Origin of the sequence: Xenorhabdus anantnagensis (assembly GCF_028598555.1) — a bacterium.
Lineage (GTDB): Bacteria > Pseudomonadota > Gammaproteobacteria > Enterobacterales > Enterobacteriaceae > Xenorhabdus > Xenorhabdus anantnagensis.
The window spans coordinates 1-2,297 of record NZ_JAQRFN010000068.1 but is presented as its reverse complement, the minus strand read 5'-3'; the positions used below and the strand labels follow the sequence as shown (position 1 = coordinate 2,297).

The following is a 2,297-nucleotide window of genomic DNA, read 5'->3' as shown; positions in this document are numbered from 1 at the left end:
GTCAGGTTAAGCCGCACGGTTCATTAGTACTGGTTAGCTCAACGTCTCGCAACGCTTACACACCCAGCCTATCCACGTCCTCGTCTCGAACGTTCCTTCAGTGTCCTCAAGGGACAAGGGAAGACTCATCTCAAGGCAAGTTTCCCGCTTAGATGCTTTCAGCGGTTATCTCTGCCGCACGTAGCTACCGGGCAATGCCATTGGCATGACAACCCGAACACCAGTGGTGCGTCCACTCCGGTCCTCTCGTACTAGGAGCAGCCCCTTTCAATCTTCCAACGCCCACGGCAGATAGGGACCGAACTGTCTCACGACGTTCTAAACCCAGCTCGCGTACCACTTTAAACGGCGAACAGCCGTACCCTTGGGACCTACTTCAGCCCCAGGATGTGATGAGCCGACATCGAGGTGCCAAACACCGCCGTCGATATGAACTCTTGGGCGGTATCAGCCTGTTATCCCCGGAGTACCTTTTATCCGTTGAGCGATGGCCCTTCCATACAGAACCACCGGATCACTATGACCTACTTTCGTACCTGCTCGAGCTGTCACTCTCGCAGTCAAGCCAGCTTATGCCATTGCACTAACCTCACGATGTCCGACCGTGATTAGCTAACCTTCGTGCTCCTCCGTTACGCTTTGGGAGGAGACCGCCCCAGTCAAACTACCCACCAGACACTGTCCGCAGCCCGGATAACGGGCCCACGTTAGAACATCAAACATTCAAGGGTGGTATTTCAAGGTTGGCTCCATGCAGACTGGCGTCCGCACTTCTCAGCCTCCCACCTATCCTACACATCAAGGCTCAAGGTTCAGTGTCAAGCTATAGTAAAGGTTCACGGGGTCTTTCCGTCTTGCCGCGGGTACACTGCATCTTCACAGCGAGTTCAATTTCACTGAGTCTCGGGTGGAGACAGCCTGGCCATCATTACGCCATTCGTGCAGGTCGGAACTTACCCGACAAGGAATTTCGCTACCTTAGGACCGTTATAGTTACGGCCGCCGTTTACTGGGGCTTCGATCAAGAGCTTCTCCCGGAGGATAACCCCATCAATTAACCTTCCAGCACCGGGCAGGCGTCACACCGTATACGTCCACTTTCGTGTTTGCACAGTGCTGTGTTTTTATTAAACAGTTGCAGCCAGCTGGTATCTGCGACTGGCCTCGGCTCCGGACGCACGGTCCTTCACCTGACGCCAGCGTGCCTTCTCCCGAAGTTACGGCACCATTTTGCCTAGTTCCTTCACCCGAGTTCTCTCAAGCGCCTGAGTATTCTCTACCTGACCACCTGTGTCGGTTTGGGGTACGATCCAATGTGACCTGGTGCTTAGAGGCTTTTCCTGGAAGCAGGGCATCAGCTACTTCAGCACCGTAGTGCCTCGTCATCACGCCTCAGTGTTATGGCGCTCCGGATTTGCCGGGAGCCCCCACCTACACGCTTAAACCGGGACAAACCGTCGCCCGGCCAGCCTAGCCTTCTCCGTCCCCCCTTCGCAGTCACACCGGGTACGGGAATATTAACCCGTTGCCCATCGACTACGCCTTTCGGCCTCGCCTTAGGGGTCGACTCACCCTGCCCCGATTAACGTTGGACAGGAACCCTTGGTCTTCCGGCGAGCGGGTTTTTCACCCGCTTTATCGTTACTTATGTCAGCATTCGCACTTCTGATACCTCCAGCATGCCTCACAGCACACCTTCACCGGCTTACAGAACGCTCCCCTACCCAACAACACCTGAGTGTCGCTGCCGCAGCTTCGGTGCATGGTTTAGCCCCGTTACATCTTCCGCGCAGGCCGACTCGACCAGTGAGCTATTACGCTTTCTTTAAATGGTGGCTGCTTCTAAGCCAACATCCTGGCTGTCTGAGCCTTCCCACTTCGTTTCCCACTTAACCATGACTTGGGGACCTTAGCTGGCGGTCTGGGTTGTTTCCCTCTTCACGACGGACGTTAGCACCCGCCGTGTGTCTCCCGTGATAACATTCTTCGGTATTCGCAGTTTGCATCGGGTTGGTAAGTCGGGATGACCCCCTAGCCGAAACAGTGCTCTACCCCCGAAGATGACTGCACGAGGCGCTACCTAAATAGCTTTCGGGGAGAACCAGCTATCTCCCGGTTTGATTGGCCTTTCACCCCCAGCCACAAGTCATCCGCTAATTTTTCAACATTAGTCGGTTCGGTCCTCCAGTTAGTGTTACCCAACCTTCAACCTGCCCATGGCTAGATCACCGGGTTTCGGGTCTATACCCTGCAACTTAACGCCCAGTTAAGACTCGGTTTCCCTGCGGCTCCCCTAT

General features: G+C 55.0%; 1 rRNA gene. It reads right to left on the bottom strand.

Features of this window, described 5'->3' with window-relative positions:
* Window positions 1–2: 2 nt before the first annotated feature.
* Window positions 3–2,297 (bottom strand): 23S ribosomal RNA (locus tag PSI14_RS19805); the annotation flags it as partial.